At 32.8% G+C, this 24,654-nt stretch carries 27 protein-coding genes; 16 read left to right on the plus strand and 11 right to left on the minus strand.

Annotation, left to right across the window (positions count from 1 at the left end; translation table 11 throughout):
* Positions 1-55: 55 nt before the first annotated feature.
* The 5 genes from JE46_RS07085 to JE46_RS07100 all read right to left on the minus strand — a co-directional run bounded on the left by JE46_RS07085 (position 56) and on the right by JE46_RS07100 (position 2,851).
* Complete coding sequence (locus JE46_RS07085; protein ID WP_317041403.1) at positions 56-556, minus strand: phytanoyl-CoA dioxygenase family protein; 501 nt, start codon at positions 554-556, stop codon at positions 56-58.
* 3 nt (positions 557-559) lie between these two features.
* Positions 560-778, minus strand: a complete 219-nt coding sequence (locus JE46_RS24675) for a hypothetical protein (RefSeq protein ID WP_317041402.1) — start codon at positions 776-778, stop codon at positions 560-562.
* A 69-nt stretch (positions 779-847) separates the two neighbouring features.
* Positions 848-1,489 (minus strand): O-methyltransferase, encoded by a 642-nt coding sequence (locus JE46_RS07090; protein ID WP_031454565.1) that lies wholly within the window; start codon positions 1,487-1,489, stop codon positions 848-850.
* A gap of 109 nt (positions 1,490-1,598) precedes the next feature.
* Positions 1,599-1,952 (minus strand): hypothetical protein, encoded by a 354-nt coding sequence (locus tag JE46_RS07095; protein WP_031454566.1) that lies wholly within the window; start codon positions 1,950-1,952, stop codon positions 1,599-1,601.
* Between the two features lie 302 nt (positions 1,953-2,254).
* On the minus strand, positions 2,255-2,851 hold the full coding sequence (locus JE46_RS07100) for a YceI family protein (protein WP_035136433.1): 597 nt from the start codon (positions 2,849-2,851) through the stop codon (positions 2,255-2,257).
* A 424-nt stretch (positions 2,852-3,275) separates the two neighbouring features.
* Between JE46_RS07100 and rlmN the strand changes: the two genes are divergently transcribed.
* A complete protein-coding gene (gene rlmN, locus JE46_RS07105; RefSeq protein WP_031454568.1) occupies positions 3,276-4,319 on the plus strand; it encodes a 23S rRNA (adenine(2503)-C(2))-methyltransferase RlmN in 1,044 nt (347 codons plus the stop codon).
* An 83-nt stretch (positions 4,320-4,402) separates the two neighbouring features.
* Here the strand turns inward: rlmN and JE46_RS07110 are convergent, their stop codons facing one another.
* Positions 4,403-5,260 (minus strand): hypothetical protein, encoded by an 858-nt coding sequence (locus tag JE46_RS07110; protein ID WP_031454569.1) that lies wholly within the window; start codon positions 5,258-5,260, stop codon positions 4,403-4,405.
* Between the two features lie 154 nt (positions 5,261-5,414).
* Between JE46_RS07110 and JE46_RS07115 the strand changes: the two genes are divergently transcribed.
* From JE46_RS07115 to dnaG, 8 genes are all read left to right on the plus strand, one after another.
* Positions 5,415-6,392 (plus strand): polyprenyl synthetase family protein, encoded by a 978-nt coding sequence (locus JE46_RS07115; protein ID WP_031454570.1) that lies wholly within the window; start codon positions 5,415-5,417, stop codon positions 6,390-6,392.
* Positions 6,393-6,452: 60 nt separating this feature from the next.
* A complete protein-coding gene (locus JE46_RS07120) occupies positions 6,453-7,004 on the plus strand; it encodes a LemA family protein (protein WP_031454571.1) in 552 nt (183 codons plus the stop codon).
* 12 nt (positions 7,005-7,016) lie between these two features.
* On the plus strand, positions 7,017-7,781 hold the full coding sequence (locus JE46_RS24720; RefSeq protein ID WP_031454572.1) for a DUF2207 domain-containing protein: 765 nt from the start codon (positions 7,017-7,019) through the stop codon (positions 7,779-7,781).
* Positions 7,687-8,925 carry a DUF2207 domain-containing protein gene (locus JE46_RS24725; protein ID WP_083480856.1) on the plus strand — a complete coding sequence of 413 codons (1,239 nt, stop codon included), beginning with the start codon at positions 7,687-7,689 and terminating at the stop codon, positions 8,923-8,925. Before JE46_RS24720 ends, JE46_RS24725 begins: the two co-directional genes overlap by 95 nt.
* A gap of 299 nt (positions 8,926-9,224) precedes the next feature.
* Entirely contained in the window at positions 9,225-9,785 is a 561-nt protein-coding gene (locus JE46_RS07135) for an RNA polymerase sigma factor (protein WP_031454574.1), read from the plus strand.
* Positions 9,772-10,482: a hypothetical protein gene (locus JE46_RS07140; RefSeq protein WP_031454575.1), complete on the plus strand. Its 711-nt coding sequence runs from the start codon at positions 9,772-9,774 to the stop codon at positions 10,480-10,482. The genes JE46_RS07135 and JE46_RS07140 overlap by 14 nt, the downstream gene beginning before the upstream one ends.
* Positions 10,483-10,565: 83 nt before the next feature.
* Positions 10,566-11,615 carry a porin family protein gene (locus JE46_RS07145; protein ID WP_031454576.1) on the plus strand — a complete coding sequence of 350 codons (1,050 nt, stop codon included), beginning with the start codon at positions 10,566-10,568 and terminating at the stop codon, positions 11,613-11,615.
* 127 nt (positions 11,616-11,742) lie between these two features.
* Positions 11,743-13,773: a DNA primase gene (gene dnaG / locus JE46_RS07150; protein WP_031454577.1), complete on the plus strand. Its 2,031-nt coding sequence runs from the start codon at positions 11,743-11,745 to the stop codon at positions 13,771-13,773.
* Between the two features lie 73 nt (positions 13,774-13,846).
* Here the strand turns inward: dnaG and JE46_RS07155 are convergent, their stop codons facing one another.
* Positions 13,847-14,476, minus strand: a complete 630-nt coding sequence (locus JE46_RS07155; protein ID WP_007810686.1) for a response regulator transcription factor — start codon at positions 14,474-14,476, stop codon at positions 13,847-13,849.
* 92 nt (positions 14,477-14,568) lie between these two features.
* The gene (nadE, locus tag JE46_RS07160) at positions 14,569-15,375 is read right to left on the minus strand and encodes an NAD(+) synthase (protein WP_031454578.1); all 807 of its coding nucleotides are present in this window, start codon (positions 15,373-15,375) and stop codon (positions 14,569-14,571) included.
* A gap of 98 nt (positions 15,376-15,473) precedes the next feature.
* Here nadE and gldB point away from each other — a divergent pair, with 98 nt between their 5' ends.
* Positions 15,474-16,430: a gliding motility lipoprotein GldB gene (gene gldB / locus JE46_RS07165; RefSeq protein WP_031454579.1), complete on the plus strand. Its 957-nt coding sequence runs from the start codon at positions 15,474-15,476 to the stop codon at positions 16,428-16,430.
* The gene (gene gldC / locus JE46_RS07170) at positions 16,430-16,765 is read left to right on the plus strand and encodes a gliding motility protein GldC (protein ID WP_031454580.1); all 336 of its coding nucleotides are present in this window, start codon (positions 16,430-16,432) and stop codon (positions 16,763-16,765) included. The genes gldB and gldC overlap by 1 nt, the downstream gene beginning before the upstream one ends.
* Before the next feature lie 46 nt (positions 16,766-16,811).
* On the opposite strand, the gene JE46_RS07175 is transcribed toward gldC, so the two are convergent.
* The 3 genes from JE46_RS07175 to JE46_RS07185 all read right to left on the minus strand — a co-directional run bounded on the left by JE46_RS07175 (position 16,812) and on the right by JE46_RS07185 (position 19,028).
* Positions 16,812-17,438 carry a hypothetical protein gene (locus JE46_RS07175; RefSeq protein WP_157505882.1) on the minus strand — a complete coding sequence of 209 codons (627 nt, stop codon included), beginning with the start codon at positions 17,436-17,438 and terminating at the stop codon, positions 16,812-16,814.
* 161 nt (positions 17,439-17,599) lie between these two features.
* Positions 17,600-18,220: a ribosome biogenesis GTP-binding protein YihA/YsxC gene (gene yihA, locus JE46_RS07180; protein ID WP_031454582.1), complete on the minus strand. Its 621-nt coding sequence runs from the start codon at positions 18,218-18,220 to the stop codon at positions 17,600-17,602.
* A 43-nt stretch (positions 18,221-18,263) separates the two neighbouring features.
* Entirely contained in the window at positions 18,264-19,028 is a 765-nt protein-coding gene (locus JE46_RS07185) for an alpha/beta fold hydrolase (protein ID WP_031454583.1), read from the minus strand.
* 379 nt (positions 19,029-19,407) lie between these two features.
* Between JE46_RS07185 and mraZ the strand changes: the two genes are divergently transcribed.
* The 5 genes from mraZ to JE46_RS07210 are packed head-to-tail and all read left to right on the plus strand — an operon-like array spanning position 19,408 to position 24,584.
* Positions 19,408-19,881 carry a division/cell wall cluster transcriptional repressor MraZ gene (gene mraZ / locus JE46_RS07190; RefSeq protein ID WP_031454584.1) on the plus strand — a complete coding sequence of 158 codons (474 nt, stop codon included), beginning with the start codon at positions 19,408-19,410 and terminating at the stop codon, positions 19,879-19,881.
* Positions 19,856-20,764 carry a 16S rRNA (cytosine(1402)-N(4))-methyltransferase RsmH gene (gene rsmH / locus JE46_RS07195; RefSeq protein ID WP_180904079.1) on the plus strand — a complete coding sequence of 303 codons (909 nt, stop codon included), beginning with the start codon at positions 19,856-19,858 and terminating at the stop codon, positions 20,762-20,764. The genes mraZ and rsmH overlap by 26 nt, the downstream gene beginning before the upstream one ends.
* A 15-nt stretch (positions 20,765-20,779) precedes the next feature.
* A complete protein-coding gene (locus JE46_RS07200; protein WP_031454586.1) occupies positions 20,780-21,127 on the plus strand; it encodes an FtsL-like putative cell division protein in 348 nt (115 codons plus the stop codon).
* Positions 21,118-23,124 (plus strand): penicillin-binding protein, encoded by a 2,007-nt coding sequence (locus JE46_RS07205; RefSeq protein WP_031454587.1) that lies wholly within the window; start codon positions 21,118-21,120, stop codon positions 23,122-23,124. The genes JE46_RS07200 and JE46_RS07205 overlap by 10 nt, the downstream gene beginning before the upstream one ends.
* The gene (locus JE46_RS07210; protein WP_031454588.1) at positions 23,121-24,584 is read left to right on the plus strand and encodes a UDP-N-acetylmuramoyl-L-alanyl-D-glutamate--2,6-diaminopimelate ligase; all 1,464 of its coding nucleotides are present in this window, start codon (positions 23,121-23,123) and stop codon (positions 24,582-24,584) included. The genes JE46_RS07205 and JE46_RS07210 overlap by 4 nt, the downstream gene beginning before the upstream one ends.
* Positions 24,585-24,654 lie beyond the last annotated feature (70 nt).

Consider the following 24,654-nt stretch of genomic DNA (forward strand, 5'->3'; position numbering starts at 1 on the left):
ATTAGGAAATAGAAAACAGATCTAAACTCTCAGATCATAATTCAAAAAGAAAATATTAGTTCAAAAGAATCGTTTTCTCGCTCCATTTCAATCCGTCCGGAAGTTCCTGTTTACTGAATTCGATATGAATAACTCTTCTTCGTTCGTTGTTTGTAGTTTTATTTGAAGCATGAAACAGCAAAGGTTTCATAATCATAATGCCGCCTTTTTCAACTTCGCAGATAGTTTCCTTTTCGTTTTCGAAATCAAGCTTTTCAATTCTTAAAATTCCTTTTGAATGTGAATTATTGATGACTTTCAAAGCACCATTATCTTTTGTGGTTTTGTCAATGTGAATTCTGATAGTGAAATTATTTTCAAGAATTGCTGCAGGAGGCTGAACCGCAAACTGATTTTGTTTTACAGTCCAGTTTTCAAAATGCTCAACCTCAATTTTTTTATTGACAGAAATAGTCAGGTCCTGATGATAGGCAACAAACCAGTTCGATTTTTCGGGTTTGTCAAAATAAATGGACTTGGTTATAAAATAGCCTTTTCCAAAAGCAGTTTCTATAATTTTCTATAATTTTTGATTGAATATAAAAGGTAAAGTTCCGGGTATTTCTTTGTGAAATTGCCTTATCGCAAATAAATCCTGAGATTTTCTGAAAGTAGCGTTTTCAGGATTATTTTCTGTTTTATCTTCAATTAACGAGATTATTTTTTGAATCTCATCTTCGTTGTAAACATTATCAATAATTGTAAATCCGTCAGTATTTATTTGATGTAAATTCTTCATTTTAAATTTTGGAATATCAAGTTTATTACGAAAAAATCTTAGAAACTTAGCGTATCAGAATCTTAAAATTTACAAAACCCTGCTCACTGTCAATCCATCGCGAATTGGTAGTAAAACTGTTTCTACTCTTGGGTCATTTTTCAAAAGTAAATTATATTCTAAAAGTACTTTGGTACTTACATCATTCGGATGTACCGGTTCCAGGATTTTTCCGCTCCATAAAACATTATCAGACAAAATGATTCCGCCCTTATTCATTTTAGGAACAATCATTTCCCAATAATTAATGTAGTTTTCTTTATCGGCATCAATAAAAACCAAATCAAATTTTACATCCAGAGTCGGAATAATATCGATTGCTTCACCTAAATGCTGAAAAATTTGTGCACCCCATGGCGATGCATCAAAATATTTACGCTGAAAATCAATGAGCTCTTCCTTAATGTCAATGGTGTGAAGCTGTCCATTTTCCTGCATTCCTTCACACAAACACAAAGCGGCATAACCCGTATAAGTTCCAATTTCCAAAATATTCACCGGTCGGATCAATTTTGACAGCATACTTAAAACACGCCCCTGAAAATGCCCGCTTAACATTCTTGGTAAAAGGATTTTCTGGTACGTTTCTTTATTAAGTTTCGCTAACAATTCCGGTTCGTTTTCAGAATGCTGTTCAATATAATCTTCTAAGTCTTGTGAGATAAAATGCATTGCGTAGTGTATTCAAATTTGGCTGTAAAAATACAAAATATAAGCTCACTTTTGGTCAAAAAAAAACCATCCGTAAAGTGGATGGTTTTAATGTTGAATTCTGATGAAATTATTTTTTCAAGGCTTCATTTACTTCTTTAGCAGTTTTCACTGTTCCGTCTTTAGCAGCTTTAGCAGCAGCTTCTACTTTTTCAGCACCTTTTTTAGTAGCATCTTTTACATCTTCTATCGTTTCCTTGGTTTTTTCTTTTGCTTCCTCAGTAGCTGCTTTTGCTTTATCAGCTGCATTTTCTGCTTTTACAACAGCACTGTCTTTTACTTCTTCAATATCTGTTGTTAATGAGTCTACTTTGTTTCCAAGAGTTAATTCCTCTTCAGGTTTAGTTGCTTTTTTGTCTTCACAAGACTGAACACCGAATGCTAACAAAGCGATAACTGCTAAACTTAAAATTTGTTTTTTCATGATAATTTAATTTTTTAAAATTGATAATATATAAAGGGTATAAAGCTGAAAAAATAAAAGTACAAATTTTAAAATTAAGCGCTCTTTGTAAGATTATTTTCCTATCGAGTGCAAGACAATTCCCGTGCCAAAATTTATTTTTTTGGGTATGCTGTTGATTTTTTTTAAAGAAAAATATTTTTACGACTGTATCTAATTCAAAACAGCAGGAAAGCAAAACGGAGTCAAAGCCTTTTTGGATAAAAAGCCTTCGACTCCGTTCATTTTTGAAAGTAGTAAATATAGTTTACTTCAATCAGGATTTATTTAATTACTAAGACATTTTCGCTTTGTGTATAATCATTTAAAGTAATATTAAAAAGGATAGTCAGATCTTTTCCTGTTCTCACAACTCCAAGTGCTGCCGTTGGAGGAGATATTCCAAAATCAGCAAAAGTAATTTGGTTAGAACCTCTTAAAACAAAATTCCCATTAACAGCCGTTACGTTTACCTGCGTTCTGTACTCTTTGCTGATACCAGAAATGGTATAAGTACCGGTTAGATTCCAAACGGTTTCATTTACTTTATCAGCAGATTTTAAAACATACTTAATGTTTTTGTGTGCTTTTGTGTCTAAAGCTTCATAAGCCACGTCATCCATACTTGATTTGCCGCTTTTTAAACTTTCTGCAGGTAATATAATCGTTAAACTGTTTATATCGGTTAGTTTAGAATCTTTAACCGTTAAATTCGCGGTGCCGGTTCCTTCTGTAGATTTCATTACCCAATCGTGAACAGTAGAAGTACCCGCGACTTCAAATTTTGATTTTGTATTTACCGTATAATTTTTTTGAGCATTGGTGTAAAATGTAATTCCTAAACAGATAACTGTTAGAAAAAAAGATTTGAGAGTTTTCATTTTTTATTGATTTATTTTGTTAATCATTTAATTAAGGGAATGATGTTTTAATAGTCTAATGAAATCTTATGTCAACAATCATCTCCTTAATTCTTGTATCAAATTTATTGTGAATACAAAGCATATTTGATGATAAAAATCATAGATAAAATTGTTTTAAAAGACTATAATAATAGTAGGTACAATCTTTGTATTACTAAAAGGAGCTCTGATTAAAAGGTTTGAAATTTGTATCTATTTGAAATTTAATAAGTTGTTGGGGATGCTAATTGCGATGTCTGAATATTTTGGATGTGGTATATAAAGTCTTTTATTTGAACAAAATAATTGAGAATTTCCTAAAATAACTTTAAAAATTGGGCTTTACTGGCAAGAATGACTCAAAAAAGCATTTAAAAAGAACAAAAGTGATTAAATTTGCACCATGCAAATCGAGAAAAAAGACATAAGAGCCTTATCAAAAGATCAGTTACGTGAGTTTTTTGTCGCTAATAATGACAAAGCTTTTCGTGGGAATCAGGTTTATGAATGGTTGTGGAGCAAAGGAGCACATAGTTTTGATGATATGACCAATGTAGCAAAGCCTACAAGGGCGATGCTTGAAAATAATTTTGTAATCAATCATATTAAGGTTGATACGATGCAGCGAAGCAGTGATGGAACTGTAAAAAATGCCGTTCGTCTGCATGATGGTTTGGTGGTAGAATCAGTTTTGATTCCTACTGAAACCAGAACAACAGCTTGTGTTTCCAGTCAGGTAGGCTGCAGTCTGGATTGCAACTTTTGTGCAACTGCACGATTAAAACGTATGCGAAATCTGGAACCGGGCGAAATTTACGATCAGGTTGTCGCAATTGATAAAGAAAGCCGTCTGTATCATAATCATCCGCTTTCGAATATTGTTTTTATGGGAATGGGGGAGCCTTTAATGAATTATAACAATGTCATTAAGGCTATTGATATGATTACCTCTACAGAAGGTTTAGGAATGTCGCCAAAACGTATTATGGTTTCAACTTCAGGAATCCCAAAAATGATTAAAAAAATGGCCGATGATGATGTGAAATTCAAATTGGCAGTTTCCCTGCATTCTGCGATTGATGAAATTCGTGCGAGAATTATGCCTTTTAGTCAAAATTTCCCGTTAAAGGATTTGCGTGAAGCTTTGGAATATTGGTACAGAAAAACCAAAAGCAAAATCTCATACGAATATGTGGTCTGGAAAGGAATCAACGATGATAAAGCTTCAGTTGATGCCTTGGTTAAGTTTTGCAAATATGTACCCTGCAAAGTAAATTTAATAGAATACAATCCAATCGATGATGGTGAATTTCAGCAAGCTTCAGAAGAATCAATCATGGCGTATATTAAAGCATTGGAGAATATTGGAGTAGTGGTAAAAGTACGCCGCAGCCGTGGAAAAGATATTGATGCTGCCTGCGGACAATTGGCTAATAAAGAAGGTTAGAAATTTTAAACAGAAAATAAAAAAGCATTAAGAACAAGACTCGTACTTGTTTTTAATGCTTTTTTCTTTTTGGGCAAAAAAGGTTATTTTTTCAAATCTATTTCGGTAGTAACACCATCTTTGGTTACGTTTACAAGAGTGTTGCAATCTCCGTTTCCAAAATCAACAATTGCATTTGCTCCGTTTTTTGTAATGGATAGAATTCCTTTTACAGCAAATGGTTTTCTGCAGGTAGCATAAAATTCCAGAGGAGTTGTGATTTCTGCAGAAAAAGTATCGCCATTAGGGAAAGTTGTTGTTCCGCTTCCTGTTACTACGTTAACATTATCTTCCCAATTAAACCATGTATCGTAACCTGCAATTGTTTCTTTTGTCAGAGTTCCTTTTCGGCTGTAAATACCTCCGTTATCAAAAGTGATAGTCAAATCAATTAATGCTGTCAAAACCGGATGTATTTCTGATTGTAAGGCGGTAGCTTTTTTAGTGCGGACAATACTTTTACTTCCCTGTAGTTTTTTGCCATTATGATAAAAACCTTCAAAAGTGTAACTGATAGTCTGTGTTGAGGCTGAAAAATCATTAGAAAATGAAAGGATCATTTTTCCTTTTACAGAGTTACCGTTTTCAAGTGTACAGCCTTCAACGCCAAAATCAATCGTTCTTGTCCAGGTATTATTAGTTAAGACTGTTGTAATGGTAGCACAGCTTGGCAGATAGTTTTTGACAGTCCCTTCAGGTTTGTTATTGATGTTTTGCTGTGCGGTAAATTGATCATCGGCAATATTGGTAACGTCTTCTATTGAGGCATCAATTTTAGAGTTGGTGATAATTTCGTCGTTAGAAATTGCTGTTGGTGTTTCATTATTAGTGTTTTCGTCAGAATTACATCCAATGAAAAAAGTGAATGCAATACATCCAATGAATAAAAATTTTGTTTTCATAATAAATAATTTAAATTTTACTTTTTAATTAATTGAATTCAAATTAGGTATTAGATTTTTTTTGGTATGTTTTTGAATTAGTACACAAAATGTTGATATACTAACCTAAAATAAACAACGTTTTTTTATTTAAAATAGTATATTTGAAAACGAAATGAATATTACTTCTCAAATAAAGCAACCTATTTTTAATGAAATGGAACTTTTCGAAAAAAAGTTCTATGAATCGATGACTTCAAAGGTTGCCTTGCTCAACCGCATTACCTATTATATTGTAAACAGAAAAGGAAAACAAATGCGTCCGATGTTTGTTTTTTTAACCGCAAAAATGGTTTCTGGTGGTGTTGTAAATGAGAGAACGTATCGTGGTGCTTCGGTAATTGAGCTCATTCATACTGCTACTTTAGTGCATGATGATGTGGTAGATGACAGTAATCGCCGCCGTGGATTTTTTTCTATCAATGCACTTTGGAAAAATAAAATTGCAGTTTTGGTTGGGGATTATTTGCTTTCAAAAGGATTACTGCTTTCTATTGATAATGGCGATTTTGACCTTTTGAAAATTATTTCGGTAGCCGTTCGCGAAATGAGTGAAGGCGAATTGCTTCAGATAGAAAAAGCGAGAAGACTCGATATTACGGAAGATGTTTACTATGAAATCATCAGAAAGAAAACCGCTACACTTATTGCAGCTTGTTGTGCGCTTGGTGCAAAATCGGTAATTGAAGACGATATTCAGGTTGAGAACATGTGCAAATTTGGCGAACTTATCGGAATGGCATTTCAAATCAAAGACGATTTATTTGATTACAGTGAAGAAGCCATTGGAAAACCAACCGGAATCGATATTAAAGAGCAAAAAATGACCTTGCCTTTAATTCACGTTTTAAATACTTGTACTCCGCAGGAAAAAAAGTGGCTTATAAACTCGATCAAAAACCATAACAAAGATAAAAAACGCGTTAAAGAAGTTATTGCCTTTGTAAAAAACAATAATGGTTTGGCTTATGCCGAAAACAAAATGGTGCAGTTTCAGCAGGAAGCACTTTCTCTTTTAGGAAATTACCCGGATTCTGAATTCAAGGGCGCACTTACCTTAATGGTGAATTACGTTATTGAGAGAAAGAAATAATTCTGTGTCATTTTTTAATATTTTTATTGTTAAATTTGACTCCGAATTTAATTCTAAAATATGATTACCATACTTATATCTGTTTCTTTTTTACTAATTCTTATTCTCTTTATTGTACTTTATAATGGTTTCGTTTCCAAAAGGAATCGGGTAGAAGAGGCATTTAGCGGCATTGACATTATCTTAAAAAAACGATTCGATCTGATCCCGAATCTTATAGAAGCCGTAAAAGGATATATGAGTCATGAAAAAGAAACATTTAGTTCTATTGTAAATCTTCGTAATCAGGCTTTGAGCACTAATAATCCGGATGAAAGATTAAAACTGGATCAAAAGCTTAATAATGCTGTGGGATCAGTTTTTGCTTTAGCAGAAAGTTATCCCGACTTAAAAGCCAATACTAATTTTTTAAGTCTGCAATCTGATTTAGGAGAAATAGAAACTGAAATTGAACGCTCAAAACGATATTACAACGGAACAGTAAGAGATTACAATATTGCTGTAGAATCTTTTCCGGGTAATTTAATTGCCGGCATCTTTGGTTTTCCGAAAAAAGATTTCCTTGAATTAAAAGAGGAAGACCAAAGAGAATCACCTAAAGTTCAGTTTTAATTCCTTTATTATATGCAGCTAAAAAAAATATTTTTTGTTCTATTTTCTATTTTCGTAAATCAACTACACGCTCAGGAAAGAATTTTAAATTTTGATGTTAAAGTTAAAATTGAAAAATCAGGAACCATTGAGGTTGTCGAAAATATTACGATAAAAGCAGAAGGAAATGTTTTTAAACACGGACTTTTAAGAACTTTTCCGCTAACCCGAAAAGATAAAGACGGTAATGATATCGATGTAAAATATTCGATAAACTCCATTGAAAAAGACGGAGCAACCGAAGATTATTTTACAAAAGAAGAAGAAGATTATTGGAAAATTTACATTGGAGATGCAGCTGTTGAATTAGAAGACGGAACGTATAAATACCAGATCAGTTACAGCGTTCCATTTCAGATTGGATATTTTGACAATTATGATGAACTCTATTGGAATGTAACCGGAAATGGCTGGGATTTTCCTATTGATAAAGCAACCTGCCAATTTTATCTCCCATCTGAAAACAATAAATTTGAAAACTTACATTGCTACACCGGTAGTGAAGGATCTTCGGCTTCAAATTGTACTAGTTCCCTAAATGAAAGTAAAACAATTGTTACTTTTTCGGCACATCAACTTCGATCAAATGAAGGATTAACAGTTGCGGCTTCATTTCCTAAAGGAATTATTGATCCCCCAACTTATGTTCAAAAATCAAATTCTTTCTATAAACGAATCAAAACCTATTTCTGGTCTGTTGTTTTTGGAATTGGAATGTTTCTTTTTTTTCTTTTTTAGTTGGAGAAAACATGGAAAAGATCCCGTTAAAAAAACAGTAATACCAGAATTTTTGCCTCCTTTTGATTGGTCTCCTGCCCTTGTAGGGTATGTCTATCATAGAGAACTCAATGCAAAAATACATATGGCTTCCCTTATAAATACCGCAGTAAAGGGTGCTGTTAAAATTTCGTCTACGATAGAAAGCGGTATTTTTGTAAACGAAAACAAATACGAAATTGAAGTTTTAGAAAAAGATTCAAAATCTTTAAGTTCTGAAGAATCAGCAATAGTAGATAGTTTTTCTAAAAAAGCAAAAATAAAAGTGCAGGATTCTAACTATAGGATTTTTGAGAAAGCTTATTCTAAATGGACTAAAGCGATAGAAGATCAAATTAAGTTAGAAGAAATTTACCAAAACAATACGCGATTAAAATGGATTGGTTTTGCCGTTTTTGTAATTGGAGGATTGATTTATGAGATATTGTCTAAAAACAAAGGATTTATAAATTATACTTTTTATACAGGATTAATTTGTGCTGTGGCGGCATTAACCTATTGGTTTTTACAAAAAGAAGAGAGAACTGGTTTAGTAATTTTAAGATTCCTTTTTGCTTTCTTTACTTATCCACTGGCAATTGGAATTTTTTTAATGACAATTCCTTTTTTAAGCACAATACAAATTGTAGTTATTGGTATCGTTTTTTTAATGTATATCTTCTACGTAGTGACTTTGGGAAAATTTACAGAAAAAGGTGCAGAAGAATTTAATCGATTAGAAGGATTTAAGTTATATCTCGAAACTGCGGAGAAAGACAGAATGAATATGTTGAATCCGCCTGAGCTGACACCTCAATTATTCGAAAAGTTACTTCCGTACGCAATAGCATTGGGAGTCGAAATAAAATGGGGAAAACAATTTGAAGAAATTTTAGAACTCGCAAAATATAATCCGGATTGGTATCAAGGAAACGATACTTTTTACAGGCAGCCAACACTGTTTTTATCAGGTTTTGGAAATTCTGTAAGTGCAGCAGGAACCGATCCAACTCCCTCCAGATCATCGAACTCTTCATCAGGAAGTAGTGGCAGTTGGAGCAGCGGCAGCTCTGGTGGCGGAAGTTCCGGCGGTGGAGGCGGCGGTGGCGGCCGTGGCGGTTGGTAAAACTTGCCCGTAAAGAGTTATTTTGAAAAATATTTTATTTTGAAGAACCTTGCAATAATTTTATAGCAAGGTTTTTTTATTGTATTTTTTCTTGGTTTTAGCCGGATGCTGTTTTTTTATAAAATCAAAATAAAAAAGAACATGAATTTAAGTATCAGTAAATCAATAATTTGTATTTATGAATTAGGATTTTAAATTTATTTTTTTGATTTTTTTCTACTCACATGCAACCATTTTAAAACGATACTCGTCTATGCTAATAGAAGTCTGTTAGTAAAACAAAATCTGAACGCTTATTAATGAAAATTATTCAGTTACATCACGAAGAAACCAAAATCATAAAGTTGGCTGTCGAAAATAACCGACAAGCACAACAGCAGATTTATAGCAGGTTTTCTCCGAAAATGCTTAGCGTTTGCCGTCAATATATAAAAGACATTCAGCTTGCAGAAGATGTAATGATAACCGCTTTTATGAAAGTATTTACGAATCTAAAGAACTTTGAACATAAAGGAAGTTTTGAAGGCTGGATCCGCCGAATTATGGTTAACGAATGTATTTCGTATTTGAGAGTTCAGAAAAAAGTAAAATTTGCAGAAGATGAGTTTTTTACAGAAGAAAGTTTCAACGAAATTGATAGCCAGTTTACTGTTGATCAGATTCAGTTTTTAATAGATGCCTTGCCGGACGGATATAAAATGGTTTTCAATTTATATGCAATTGAAGGTTATAAACACAATGAAATTGCTAAGATGTTAGGAATTAATGAAGGAACATCAAAATCGCAATTATCGCATGCAAGGAAAATGCTGCAAACACAAATTACTATTTTAAAAAAACAAGAAAATGGAACCGAATAATTTTGAAAAGGATTTCCGTGAAAAACTAAATCAGCGCACAATTGAACCAAGCAATAAAGCCTGGGACAGATTGGATGCCATGTTAAGTATTGCCGAAGAAAAGAAGCCGGAAAAGAGTAATAAATGGCTTTATGTTGCAGCGAGTGTCATGGGAATTTTATTGGTTGGAACTTTCTTTTTTACTCAAAATAATAATGCAACCCAAACGCCAAAGAAAGTTGTTATTGAGGAAAATACTAAAAAAGATTCGGTTCTGAAACCGGTTTTGGATAATACAGATCCAGTAAAAACAAAAATTGCTGTCTCAGAAAATAATTCAAAGGAAAATTTAAATAAAGAAGAAAAAAAATCTAATCAAATTTCAAATAAAACAATTAAAAATGAATCAAATCAAATAGCGGAGTCTTCAGTCATCATCAAAAACAATCAGGAAAAACAATCTATCAATAATCAAACTGTAATTGCCGAAAACACTAAAAATTCAAATGTCGATCAGTTATTGGAAAATGCAGAAAACAAAGTTGTCGCAGAAAATTCGACCAAACCAAAATCAAAGGTGAAAGTCAATGCCAATGATTTACTCAATCAGGTTGACGGTGAACTAGAACTTTCTTTTAGAGAAAAAATAATTTCAAAAGTCAATAAAAATTATCAGACAGTAAAAGTTGCCGTAGCCAGCAGAAATCAGCAGGAATAATTGAAAATTCAATCTCAATTGCAAATAACAAATTCAATGCAAAAAAATAAGAATAAAATCATCAATCAATTAAAAAATCAATCATGAAAAATTTTACCATTTACCTCGTTATTTTAGTTTTCTTATTCGTCAGTAAGGTACTCGGACAAGAAACATTTGAATCAAAAGCTAAGCAAATTGCTAATAAAATTGAAAAAATTACTAAACAGGAAAAAGAAACCCTTAAAAAAGAAGTTGAAGAAATAAATGTACAGCTTTCAAATGGAGTAATTACAGGAGAGCAGGCTGATAAACGTAAAAAAGAGTTAGCAGAAGCAAGAGCTGTCATTATCGAAGAGAAAGTAACTCTTGCTCAAAATGAACTTAATGACCTGGTTCAGCAGAAAGTAGACGGGAAGCTGAAAGAGCAGGATTCAACAAAGAAAAACAGGTTAATAATTCATTGGGACAGAAACGATTGGAATAATAAAAATGGTAAAGACTCTATTCGTGGAGAAAAAAGAACAACTTCGCAATTTGTTTTTGCCATGGGTCTCAATAATATTATAGCAGATGGGGAACTGCAGGATTCTAATTATAAGTTTATGGGCTCACATTTTTACGAATGGGGTTTTACTTATAATTCACGATTAATTAAAAATTATAATTTATTGCATGCAAAATACGGGTTGTCATTAATGTACAATAATATTCGCCCAACCAATAATCGCAGTTTTGTAGTCAACGGAGATCAGACCAATTTAGAGATTAATCCTGTAAATTTAAAAGAATCACGTTTTAGAAATGTATATTTAGTTTTGCCGGTACATTTAGAATTTGATTTTACAAAACCAAAAGAAAAAGATGGAAAAACGTATTTTAGAACGCATAAAAGTTTTCGTTTTGGAATTGGAGGGTATGCCGGAATCAATGTGAAATCGAAACAGATTTTAAAATTTGAAGAAGATGATCTGAAATATAAAACGACAATAAAAGGCGATTATAACGTGAATAATTTTATTTACGGATTGAGTTCTTATATTGGTTATAAAGAATTGAGCTTGTATTTAAAGTATGATTTAAATCCATTATTCCAGGATAATTTAGTTAAAGAAAATAATATTTCATTAGGGTTAAGGTTTGATTTTAATTAAGTATTCAATTTTTTTAATTAGTAGAAAAAGCGCTTTAAAAGAGGCGCTTTTTTTATGTAAAAGCAGTAAATTAAAGAAGGATTTGTGTACTTTTACAGGCTATTATTTTTTTAAAAATATTTTAAGTTTGATCTCACAGAATACAATTGATACTGTTTTTGAAACTGCTCGTGTAGAGGAGGTTATTGGTGATTTTGTTAATTTAAAGCGTGCCGGAAGTAATTTTAAAGGATTGAGTCCATTCTCAGATGAGCGCTCACCGTCATTCATGGTTTCGCCTGCAAAAGGGATTTGGAAAGATTTTAGTACAGGAAAGGGTGGGAATTCTGTTAAATTCTTAATGGAACACTCACAGTTTACTTATCCGGAAGCTATTAAATACCTGGCCAGGAAATACAATATTGAAATCGAAGAAACCGAACAAACGGATGCTGAAAAAGCTATAACAGATGTTCGCGAAAGTATGTATTTGGTTTCAGAATTTGCTGCAAAGTATTTTAATGATACTCTCTTGAATTCAGAAGAAGGGAAAGCCATAGGGTTGTCTTATTTTAAAGAAAGAGGTTTTACAAATGAAACTATCAAAAAATTCAATTTAGGGTATTCGCCGGAGACTTGGGATGCTCTGACCAAAGAAGCTTTAGGGAAAGGCTATAAACTAGAGTTTCTGGAAAGTACCGGTTTAACAATTCCAAGAGAAGACAGACCTTTTGACCGTTTTAAAGGACGCGTAATGTTCCCGATACAAAGTATGTCGGGTCGTGTTTTGGGTTTTGGAGGACGTATTTTAACCAATGATAAAAAAGCAGCAAAATATCTGAATTCACCGGAAAGTGATATTTACCATAAAAGTAAAGTGCTCTACGGAATTTTTCAGGCTAAACAATCAATTGCTAAACTAAATAATTGTTATTTGGTTGAAGGTTACACGGATGTGATTCAGTTTAATCAGGCCGGTATTGAAAATGTTGTGGCTTCCTCCGGAACAGCTTTAACGCCGGATCAGATTCGTTTGGTAAATAGATTAACCAGAAATATTACGGTTCTTTTTGATGGCGATGCTGCAGGTCTCCGGGCCGCAATTCGCGGAATCGATTTGATTCTGGAAGAAGGTATGAATGTAAGGGTTTGTGCTTTTCCGGATGGGGAAGATCCTGATAGCTTTGCCAGAAAAAAATCACATGATGATTTGGTTGCTTATTTAGAAAACAATAGTAAAGATTTTATACAGTTTAAAGCTTCAATTTTAATAGGAGAAGCAAAAAACGACCCTATAAAAAAAGCCGATTTGATTCGGGATATGGTTACCAGTATTTCTAAAATTCCAGACCGTATTCAGCGTGAAGTTTACATACAGGAATGTGCCCGAATAATGGATATTTCTGAGCAGGTTTTGGTAAGTACATTGGCACAGTTAACTCAAAAAGAGATTGCTGACGCTGGTAAAAAGCAAAAGCAAGAACAAAAAGCTTTTGAGGTTCATAGAAATAATTATCCGCCGGATGATCCTAGATATTATGATGACCCAACTTTTCCTGGAGATATGGAACAGCCGTCTGAAAAAATAGATATTTTATACGGTTTAGAAAGAAAAATCATTGAAATTTTATTGCTCTATGGAAGTGTTACCGAAGATTTTGAAGACGTTTTCTTAAAGGCTGACGAAGAAGGAAATGTAAAAGAGGTTACAGAAAAAAGAAAATATAAGGTTTATGAGAAAGTTTACCTTAGTTTGCAGGAAGACGAAGTAGAACTATCAAATCAATTATTTCAAAATATTTTTAATAATATAATTGATTTTTATAATCAAAATGAAACTTTTAGTTTAGATAAATATTTGATGCATCTTCAACCAGAGTTTGCTCAGGAAGTAACGAATATTTTGATGGAAGATGAAAGACTGACTATTCACAACTGGGAGGGACAGAATATTTTTCCAAAACACAAAGATGCAACCATTGAGCAAAATGTGTCAGATACCATTTTTTCAATGCGATGGTATTTAATTTCTAAAATTATTCATGAATTAAAAAATACCTTATTAAGCGATCCGAAGGAAGATAATTCAGAAATATTATCTATGGTTGTTGATTATTCTAAACTGCTTAATAATTTTTCAAAAAAACTGGGTAGGGTTGTTGTACCTTATCATTCATAAAGACAAAAGCTCTATATTTTTCAATATAGAGCTTTTTACTTTTGATGATTCACTTAAGAATCAGTCATATTGTTTAAATAATTTCTAAAGTCTTAGCTTTATTAACCAAGTCAACTAAATTGGTCACATTCAATTTAGTTAATAGTCTTAGTTTATAAGTACTAATTGTTTTTTCATTCAGGTTTAAAATTTTAGAAATTTCGTTGTTTTTCTTACCGTCACTTAAGTAACGTAAAACTTCAATTTCACGATTAGAAAGTTTTCTGTACAAACGCTCACTTTTGCTTTGTTTAGCAATAAGTGCCATGTTTTTACGTACAGTTTCGTTAATAATAACTTTTCCTTCGTGTACCTTAATAATTGAAACACCTAATGTTTCAAGTTTTTCTGTTTTGTGCACGTACCCGGAAACCCCCGCTTTAATTGCATTAGGAGCGTACATTTGCTCGGCCAGATCGCTGAAGATTACAATTTTCGTTTTAGGAAAATTTTTCAGGATAGATTTCACTTCAAAGATACTCGAAAGACCTTCTAGCTCTAAATCTAGAATTAGGATGTCGATCTCCTTCGTCTGAAGAATATCTCTAACCATTGAAAAATTACCTACATTGGCAACGATTGAAATTTGATCGTGGTCTTTAAAATACGACTTAACGCCAAAGTGAGTCACAGGGTGGTTGTCTGCTAGACATACTTTAATCATAATTTTACCTTTTTAGAATTGTACATTGTTTTTGGAGCTGTAAAATTAATAAATAAATTCTGTAGTTTATAGCTGACAAATGTTAAAAAGTATTATTTTAACGTTTTTGGTATGATACAGACCGGAATTTCTTCCATTTTATGCTTGTTACTGGTATTTAGACGTTTATAAATTTCGAAGACAGATTTTTCTCTTCCACTAAAATTATCTGCTGTATTTCCTGCTTCTTCGGCTAACATAGCCCATTCCAATTCGTCATAACTTGCGCCTAATTGATCCTCATCTGTTCTGTTGTCACCAAATAGACCATCTGTAGGAGCAGCTGTTAAAATTGAGTCAGGAATTGTTAAAAATTCTCCAAGGGCATATACATCAGATTTCATCAAATCTGCAATCGGACTCAAATCAACACCTCCGTCTCCGTATTTTGTATAAAAACCAACGCCAAAATCTTCTACTTTGTTACCAGTACCTGCAACTAATAAACCATGAATTCCGGCTAAATAATATAAAGAAGTCATTCTTAATCGAGCACGGGTGTTTGCAAGTGAAAGATTTACTTTTGCTTCATCATCAGATTTTGGAACTGTAGTTTTAAATGCTTCAAAAGTCGCTGTTAAATCTGTTTCGACATCTGAAACATTTGAGAAACGCTTTTTTAATTGTTCAATGTGTTCTCTTCCTCTCAAAACCTGATTTGGTGCCTGATGAATAGGCATTTCTACACATAGAACTTTCAATCCTGTCTGAGCACATAATGTAGAAGTTACAGCTGAATCAACTCCCCCGGAAATTCCAATTACAAAACCGTTAACTTTTGCTTTATTAGCATAATTTTTCAGCCACTCTACAATGTGGTTATTTACTTTTTCTGTCTGAATAGTGCTTTTTTTAGCCATAATAATTCAAGTTTTAAGATGTAGGGATGTATATTTGCACAAATATTTTTAAGTATATGTTTACTTAAGATAAGTAACACAAATCTAATTAAAATAAAATGAAATTATATCGCTTTGTAGTGGTTCTGTCCTTGTTTTTTTTATCCTGTAATCAAAAAAACAAAGTAGAAAAAGCTGTTGAAGAAATTCCGGTTGATATTAAGGTTGAACGTTTTGATAAAGTTTTTTTTGAAACCGAACCTGAAGATTTAGAAAAAGTCAAAAAACAGTTCCCTTTCTTTTTTCCTGCAGGGAACGATGATAGCGTCTGGTTAAGTAAAATGCAGGAACCGATTTGGAGAGAAGTCTATACTGAAGTTCAAAAAAAATATTCAAATTTTGAGCCGGTTCGTCAGGAGTTTAATGCGCTTTTTCAGCATGTAAAATATTATTTTCCAAAATCAAAAACACCAAAAGTAATTACGGTGATTGGAGAAATGGATTATAATGCCAAAGCTATTTATGCAGATAGTCTGGTTATAGTAGCACTTGAATTATATTTGGGAAAGGAGCATAAATTTTATCAGTTTCCAAATTACCTGAAACAAAATTTTGAAGAAAGACAAATAATGCCAGATGTGGTTTCAAGTTTTGCTTACAGGAATATTCCGGCTTATGCTGATAAAAATCTGGTATCTCAAATGATTTTCGAAGGAAAACAATTATATGCCAAAGATTTGCTTTTACCTGAATATACAGATGCTGAGAAAATAGGTTACACAACTGAGCAGATAAAATGGTGTGAAGAAAATGAAGCATACATGTGGCGTTATTTTATAGAAAAAGAGATGTTATATAGTGTCGATCCGAAGTTGACAACCCGATTTATTGCTCCGGCACCTTTTTCAAAATTTTATCTGGAAATAGATAATGATTCTCCAGGAAAGGTTGGTGCCTGGATAGGTTGGCAAATGGTACGTTCGTACATGAAAAATAATACCGTAACTTTGCCGGAGTTATTAAAAACAAGCGCGAAAGAAATCTTTGAAAAGTCAAAATACAAACCTAAGAAATAATGTCAGATACAATAAATTCAGAAATTAAATTCAATATTGAGTTAGATGAAAACCGTGTTCCTGAAAAGCTAACATGGAGCGCTCAGGATGGAGGAGTTCAGGCCGAAGAAGCTAAGGCAATTATGTTGTCGATTTGGGACAGCAAAGCTAAAGAAACAATGAGAATTGATCTTTGGACGAAAGATATGCCTGTTGATGAAATGAAAATTTTCTTTCACCAAACTTTGGTGGCAATGTCTGACACTTTTAAACGTGCAACTGATGATGTAAAAATGTCAGATACAATGAAAGATTTCTGTGATTATTTTGCAGAAAAACTGGAACTTACCAAGTAGCAGTAAAAAGAAATAAAAAAAATCCAGATTCCATGTATTACTACAACTAGGATCTGGAATTTTTTTTCTCCTGATAGGTCGGCAGGCGATTTACAGGCTTGATAGAATTTTTTTTGATGTCATTTATAATTTTCCTGTAACATCCTATTATCACTACGGATGTGGGGTAGTTTGTAATACTGAGCTCTTCTTCCAGGCATCCTCCCGATGCTCGAGAGTAAATTATCTCTCCGCGATTCAAATCGTATACTTCTAAAATGACTTCAGCGTATGTCATTTGTTTCTTGTAGTAAAAATGATTTTGAAATTCAAAACTACTAAAGTCATTTTTTGCATTTTTACATTTTATATTGACATAATAATCAGCATCAGCTGCTTTTTTAAGCTCTAAAATTGCTGCTTTGTCTAATTTCAATGGGACTTGTTTGGTAGCGAAGTATTTTCGTTCGTCCATTGAATACTTTGCTCTCCTTCCTAAATATTTAGAAAAATCAGCCATTACATAACGGGTTAATTTTGTTTTGGTATTTTGATCAACTTCAATATCGCCAACAAGCCAGGTGCCTTTAGTGAAATCCAAACTATTCGCTTTATCTGTACTGTGTAAAAAGTAGTGCGTGACATTGCAGGCAGATAAGAGTAATAAAAGTAAAAAGCAAAGAGTTTTCTTCATAAAAGAATGAAATTAATTTGGTTCAAATATAATTTAAAAAAAGATATTGACTTAAAGTTATCCGTAAATAAATTCAGATCTAAAGGAGTATCTTCTTGTTCTTCAAAGAGAATGATAAAATGAAGATGCGGCCAGGAGTATTTAAAGATTCGAATTTAGGTTTAAAATCCACTATTGTTTTTAAAAACTTCCTGATTTACTTCATCTATATAAGATAAAAGTTCTTCTTTTCCTGTTGATTCTGTTGATGAGGTAACAAAATACTGAGGCATTTCTGCCCAGTTGTTGGCAAACATTTGTTTTTTGTATGCTGCAATATGTGAATCAATTTTTACTTTGCTGATTTTGTCTGCTTTTGTAAAAATAATACAGAACGGAATCTCGCTTTCGCCCATATAAGACATGAATTCAATATCAATATTCTGAGCTTCATGGCGTATGTCAATTAAAACAAAAGCACAAACTAATTGCTCTCTGGTTTCAAAATAATCAGTAATAAATTGCTGGAAAACCGATTTGGTTTTTTTAGAAACTTTGGCATATCCATAACCCGGTAAATCGACCAAAAACCAATTATTATTGATTTTAAAATGATTTATCAATTGTGTTTTACCAGGCCTGCCTGAAGTTTTTGCAAGATTTTTATGGTTTGTAAGCATGTTTATCAAAGAAGACTTTCCTACATTTGATCTTCCGATAAAAGCATATTCCGGTAAAAATTCTTGTGGGCATTTTGCAACTTCAGAATTACTGACAATGAATTCAGCAGTAGTAATTTTCATGTTTTTTGATTTTTAAAACGTCTTAAATTCTACAGTTTAGATACTAAAAATTCTTTTTAGTAAGCCATTCTTCAAGAATTTCATTAAATTCCTGAGGATGTTCCATCATAGCAGCGTGTCCGCATTTGTCTATCCAATATAGAGTTGAATTAGGTAATAACTGATCAAATTCTTCAGCTACATTTGGAGGAGTTACGGTGTCATTTTTACCCCAGATGATACAGGTTTCAACTGTCATTTTTGGCAAATCTTTTGCCATATTATGACGAATTGCACTCTTGGCAATCGTTAATGTTTTAATCAGTTTTATACGGTCATTTGCGGTTGCGTATACTTCATCAATAAGTTCAGGAGTAGCAATTTTTGGGTCATAAAATACGGCTTCAGCTTTCTTTTTGATGTATTCATAATCGCCTCTTCTAGGGTAGCTGTCTCCCATTGCGCTTTCGTAAAGACCTGAGCTTCCTGTGATTACTAGTCCTGCTACTTTTTCGGGATATAGTTTAGTGTGGTAAAGGGCAATATGTCCTCCTAAAGAATTCCCTAATAAAATTACCTTATCAAAACCTTTAAAATTGATAAAATCCTTAACGTATTTCGCAAAACTTTTCACGTTTGTTTTTAAAATACTTTGAGTGTAGATTGGCAAATCCGGGATTACAACTTTGTATCCTTTTGTTGGGAAGTATTGCGCTACACCGTCAAAGTTACTAAGACCTCCCATTAATCCGTGAAGAATTACGATAGGAGTTCCTTCACCAGCTTCAAAATAGCTGTATTTGCCCTCTTTTTTGTAGTGTTTGTCCATTTAATTTAATGCCAATTTCAATTTGGACAAATATAGGGTTTAATAAATAAAAATGAATTTTTGCTGTCATTTTTTAACTATATAATTTAAGTAGAATTTATAATTGTTTAAAAATCAGCTTTTAGAGTGGTTTTTGTTGAATTTTTAAATTGTTAAAATCATTGCGTTATAATTGATTTTTTAAGAGAAAGACTATGTATTTTTTATAATTGCGAAAGGAATGGATTTAGAAAATGATTAATGTTTAACATCTTGATAGTCTATTGATTAGAGCAAGTGGAGTGAAAGTGGGTAAACTTATCAACAAAGTGGTATATAGTGGTAAAATGTGGTAATATTTTTTATATTTTTGCTGTGTAACATGTTAATGAGTTTTTTTTTGAACACTATTGTAGGAACATATGAGTGTAAAGTGGATGCTAAAGGAAGGCTAATGATGCCTGCACCTTTGAAAAAGCAATTGGCTTCCTCTCTTCAAAACGGATTTGTTTTGAAACGCTCAGTTTTTCAGCCGTGTTTAGAATTGTATCCAATGGAAGAATGGGATTTGATGATGCAAAAAATTAACAAGCTAAACCGTTTCGTAAAAAAAAATAATGATTTTATCAGAAGATTTACAGCGGGAGTTAAAGTAGTAGAAATCGATGCATTAGGTAGATTGTTGGTTCCGAAAGATTTGGTTGCTTTTTCGGGTATTTCGAAAGATGTGGTTTTTTCATCTGCGGTTAATATTGTGGAAATTTGGGATAAGGATTTATATGAAAAATCAATAAGCGGCGAAGATATGGATTTTGCAGATTTAGCCGAAGAAGTAATGGGAAATATTAATGACGACGACAATGGAATATCATAATCCGGTTTTACTTCATCCTACAGTTGATGGTTTAAATATTAAACCTGACGGAATATATGTGGATGTAACGTTTGGTGGCGGAGGACATTCAAAAGAAATTTTGAGAAGATTAGGTCCAAACGGGAAGTTGTTTGCTTTTGATCAGGATGAAGATGCGCTAGCAAATGCATTGCCGGATGAAAGGTTTACTTTAATTAATGAGAATTTTAGATTTATAAAAAGATTTTTACGGTTTCATGGAGTGAAAAGTGTAGATGGAATTTTGGCTGATTTAGGAGTTTCATCGCATCAGTTTGATGTTCCGGAAAGAGGTTTTTCGACGCGTTTTGATGCTGAGCTGGATATGAGAATGAGTCAGAAGAATGATTTAAATGCTTATCGTGTAGTTAATGAATATGATGATGCAAATTTGAGGAGAGTATTCTCGGATTATGGAGAGTTAAAAAACGCTCCTGCTTTATCAAGAACAATTATAGAAGCCAGAGAGCATTATCCAATAAAAACGACTGATGAATTAAAAGAGGTTTTGGCGAAATATTTACCTGAAAGGGTTCGTAATAAAGTATTGGCTCAAATTTATCAGGCTATTCGAATTGAAGTGAATCAGGAAATGGATGTTTTAAAAGAATTTATTGAGCAATCATTAGAAATTTTAAAACCCGGCGGAAGATTCTCTGTAATATCTTATCATTCTTTAGAAGACAGGCTGGTAAAAAGATTTATTAAAAACGGAATGTTTGAAGGTGAGCCTGAACGTGATTTTTATGGAAATTTTTCAGTTCCGTTTAAAACTGTCGGTAAATTGATTGTCCCGGATGATGCCGAAATCAAAATTAATAACAGGGCAAGAAGTGCCAAACTTAGAATTGCTGAAAAGATATAATAATATAGGTATAAAATGAAAAGTGGTGTATTTGGCATATTAAAAGCAAGATTCTTGATTAATGATGACGCTGTGAAAAACTGGCGATTCATTGTTTTTATCATTCTGCTTGCTATAATAATGATTGCAAATACACAACGATACGAACAAAAGGTTTTTGAAATTGCAAAACTGAATAATGAAGTAAAAGAATTACGTTCTGAATTTGTAGACAGAAGATCAGAATTAATGAAACTGAAAATGGAATCAACAGTTTCTAATAAAATGCTTGAAAAACAAATTTATCCATCAACGGTTCCTCCGACAAAAATAGAAGTTAAAAAAGAAGAAGAAAAAAGTTTTTTTAAAAGAATATGGCAGTAGACGATAAACATATATCCTACAGAATTTACCTTGTAGCAGTTTTCATCTTTGTGATGGCAATTGCTATTGTTGTTAAATTAACTAATATTCAGTGGGTTGAGGGTAATTATTATCGAAAATTAGCCAAACAGCGTACGGTAAGAAATTTTGTGATTCCGGCCAATAAAGGAAATATTTATTCTGCTGATGGGAGTTTGCTTGCAACATCAATTCCAAATTATGAAATCCGTTTTGATTCGAAAGCACCGAAAGAAGAAAATTTTGAGAAATATATAAAACCTCTTTCAGATTCTTTGGCTGTTATTTTTGACAGACCAAGCGGTTACTATCAAAATGAATTAAGAAGAGCACGAAACAATAAAAATCGTTATTATTTAATTGCACGTAAATTAAGCTATACTGATTATGTGAGGGTTAAAGGGTTTCCGTTGTTTAATTTAGGTGCATTCAAAGGAGGAATTATCGTTGAGCAGGAAACCGTTAGGAAACATCCGATAGGAAAAATTGCTGAAAGAACAATTGGGTATGATCGTATTGATCCTGTAACGGGTGTTGAAGTTGGAAAAGGAATTGAATGGGCTTTTAAAAGTTATCTTAACGGAAAAGATGGTAAAATCTTAAAGCAAAAAATTGCTAAAGGGCAGTGGAAACCTATTCGTGATTTGAACGAAGTAGACCCTATAGATGGTTACGATGTAATCTCAACAATTGATGTTTTTATTCAGGATATTGCCCACCATGCCTTATTGAAACAGCTTCAGGATTACGAAGCTGATCATGGTTGTGTAGTCGTAATGGAAACAGAAACGGGTCATATAAAAGCAATTTCTAATTTAGGAAGACAAGAAGACGGATCGTATACAGAAACTATAAATTATGCAGTAGCAGAATCTCACGAACCGGGATCAACTTTTAAGTTGGTTGATTTAATGGCAATTTTAGAAGATAAGGTTGCTGATACAAGCACGGTGTATGATAGTAATGGTGGTGTAATTAAGTATTACGGAAGAGCTGTGAGAGATTCGCATACAGGTGGTTATGGAAAGATTTCATTAGCCCGTGGATTTGAACTTTCATCAAATACAGTGATGGTTCAGGCAGTTTATGATAATTATAAAAATAATCCGACAAAATTTGTAAATCATATCAGAAGTTTTGGTTTGGATAAGCCTTTAGGATTGCATTTTAAAGGAGAAGGAAGACCAATTATTCCACATCCTGGTGATAAAATTTGGTCCGGAATTTCACTTCCGTGGATGGCTTTTGGATATTCAGTTTCAGTTACTCCAATGCAAACTTTAGCCTTTTATAATTCGGTTGCAAATAATGGAGTAATGGTAAGGCCTCAATTTGTTTCAGAAATTAAAGAATGGAACAAAACGATTAAAAAATTTGATACAGAGGTAATTAATCCAAGGATTTGTTCGCCTGAAACACTTAAAAAAGTAAGGGCAGTTTTAGGGAATGTGGTAAAAAAAGGAACAGCTTCTAAACTGTATTCGAAAGATTTTCCAATGGCAGGAAAAACAGGAACAGCTATGGTTAATTATAATAAAGCAGGAAGGGAAGGAATGTATTATGCATCATCTTTCGTAGGATATTTTCCGGCAGATCATCCGAAGTATTCTTGTATTGTAGTGGTTCATAAACCCAATACAGCTATGAATAATTATTACGGAGCAGATGTTGCAGGACCAGTTTTTAAAAGAATCGCTCAAAAAATATTTACAGATGCACCTTCAACAAATAAAATCAAGCGTTTAGATTTAAAAATTACCAAACAGGAAAATAGCTACAATAAGTTTGATGTAGAATCAAATAAAAAACCAAAACTGATTCCAAATTTAAAAGGAATGCCAGGAATGGATGCCATTGCTTTATTGGAAAATTTAGGTTTGAAAGTGAAAGTAAACGGAGTAGGAAAAGTTAAAAAACAGTCTTTACAAGCTGGGGAAAGTATTAGTAAAAACGCAACAATAGTATTAGAATTATCGTGAAAATACTGAAAGACATATTATACAAAGTAGGCATTGAATCGGTAATAGGTTCAACAGAAATTGCTATTCATAAAATTGATTTTGATTCAAGAAAAATTGAAGAAAATGATGTTTTTATAGCTATTCGCGGATCACTTTCTGATGGGCATGAATATATTGAAAAAGCGATTCAGTTAGGTGCGACAGCAATTATTTGCGATACATTACCGGAACATATTGAAAAAGGAATAACTTATATACAGGTAAAGGATACCAATACGGCTTTGGCTTTTATGGCTGCCAATTATTTTGGAAATCCTTCTGAAAAATTAAAATTAGTTGGTGTTACAGGAACAAACGGAAAAACAACGATTGCTTCCTTATTATTTCAATTATTTCAAAAAGCAGATTTTAAAGTTGGTTTATTGTCAACCGTAAAAATAATGGTTGATGAAACAGAATATAAAGCAACGCATACAACTCCGGACTCCATTACAATTAATCATTATTTAAATGAAATGATTGAAGCGGGAGTGACACATTGTTTTATGGAAGTGAGTTCACACGGAATTCATCAAAAAAGAACAGAAGCTTTGCATTTTGTGGGAGGAATTTTTACGAACCTTTCACACGATCATTTAGATTATCATCCCACTTTTGCAGAATACAGAGATGTAAAAAAATCATTTTTTGATTCGTTGCCAAAGACGGCTTTCGCTTTGTCAAACATTGATGATAAAAACGGAGCAGTAATGCTACAAAATACGGTTGCCAGAAAGTTTACATATGCCTTGAAAACATACGCAGATTTTAAAGCACAGATTTTAGAAAGTCAATTGTCCGGATTATTGTTAAAAGTAAACGATAATGAAGTTTGGGTAAAACTTATAGGCACTTTTAATGCCTATAATATATTAGCTATCTACGGCACTGCCATAGAGTTAGGCATGGATAGTCTTGAAGCGTTGCGTTTGCTTTCTGATTTAGAAAGTGTTTCGGGACGTTTTCAATATATCGTTTCGAAAGGAAATATTACAGCAATTGTTGATTATGCACATACACCGGATGCTTTGGAAAATGTTTTAAAAACAATAGATGATATCAGGACTAAAAATGAACAATTGATTACTGTTGTAGGTTGTGGAGGAAACAGAGATAAAACCAAGAGACCAATTATGGCTCAAATTGCTACCAATTTAAGTGATAAGGCCATTTTGACTTCTGATAATCCAAGAAATGAAGATCCGGAAGTAATTTTGGATGAAATGGAGAAAGGTGTTGAACCTCATAACTATAAAAAACTCTTACGAATTACAGATAGAAAACAGGCGATAAAAACAGCTTGTCAATTAGCCCAGCCTAATGATATTGTTATGATTGCCGGTAAAGGTCATGAAACATATCAGGAAATAAATGGTGTTCGGCATCATTTTGATGATATGGAAACGGTAAAAGAAATTTTAGATCAACTAAATAAATAACAACGAATTTTTAAGTTCAAATACCACAAGGATCATTAGAATTTGGAATTTCAAATTGGAATTTAAAAAA

Origin of the sequence: Flavobacterium chungangense LMG 26729, from assembly GCF_000735715.2 — a bacterium.
Classification (GTDB): domain Bacteria; phylum Bacteroidota; class Bacteroidia; order Flavobacteriales; family Flavobacteriaceae; genus Flavobacterium; species Flavobacterium chungangense.